The organism is Mesorhizobium sp. M7A.F.Ca.CA.001.08.2.1 (assembly GCF_003998455.1).
GTDB classification, from domain to species: Bacteria; Pseudomonadota; Alphaproteobacteria; order Rhizobiales; family Rhizobiaceae; genus Mesorhizobium; species Mesorhizobium ciceri.
The window spans coordinates 1-808 of sequence record NZ_RZPW01001308.1 but is presented as its reverse complement, the minus strand read 5'-3'; the positions used below and the strand labels follow the sequence as shown (position 1 = coordinate 808).

The 808-nt window shown below is 61.3% G+C and carries 1 protein-coding gene and 1 pseudogene; both read left to right on the top strand.

From position 1 onward, the window contains the following. A pseudogene (locus EN914_RS37030) lies at positions 1 to 305 on the top strand (hypothetical protein); the annotation flags it as partial. 237 nt (positions 306 to 542) lie between these two features. Beyond that, the coding region (locus tag EN914_RS37025) for a ribose-phosphate pyrophosphokinase-like domain-containing protein (protein ID WP_164779246.1) at positions 543 to 808 on the top strand (266 nt) is incomplete at its 3' end.

Below are 808 nucleotides of genomic sequence, written 5' to 3'. Positions count from 1 at the left end.
GTGCCAGGCAGCGCGGCATCACTCTCGCCGGCAGCGCCGACCAGACCGTGACACATGTGCTGAAAGGCTATTTCTCGACGATGTCGGAAGGCGCCGACACCACCGTCATCTATGTCTGGGACGTCTATGACCCCGCTGGCAACCGGCTGCACCGCATCAATGGCCAGCAGAAGGCTCCGTCGGTCAATTCCGGCGGCAGCGCGGGCGGCGACAGCTGGAAGGGGATCTCGCCGGCCACCATGCAGGCGATCGCCGACCAGACCATCGACCAGTTCGCCGCCTGGCTCGGCGGCAAGGCGGGCTAGAGGCATCGGACCCCAAAGTGGAGACGGTTTTGGGAAAATCCGATGCCCAATGAGAAGAAGGACCAGCACAAGTCCCGTGCTCCCTGTTGCAGTCCGGCGATGGCGCGGAGCTTTCTTGAGTTTAGCCGGCGGATTCCCGATCTCGGCGCTTGCAATACCAGCGCGGGCCGCTAAAAGCCCGGTTAAAGGGCGCAAGCGAGTCCGTCAGGCCTCATCATCCTCCACCAGGAACCGTGCATGAAACTCTTCGCGGGCAATTCCAACAGGGTGCTGGCCGAAGCAGTCGCCCGGTACCTCAATGTCCCGCTGGGCAAAGCCACGGTCAGGCGCTTCGCCGACCAGGAAATCTTCGTCGAAATCCAGGAAAACGTGCGCGGCGAAGATGTCTTCATCCTGCAGTCGACCTCGTTTCCGACCAACGATCATTTGATGGAACTGCTCATCATGATCGATGCCTTCATGCGCTCCTCGGCCAAGCGCATCACGGCGGTCATCCCTTATTT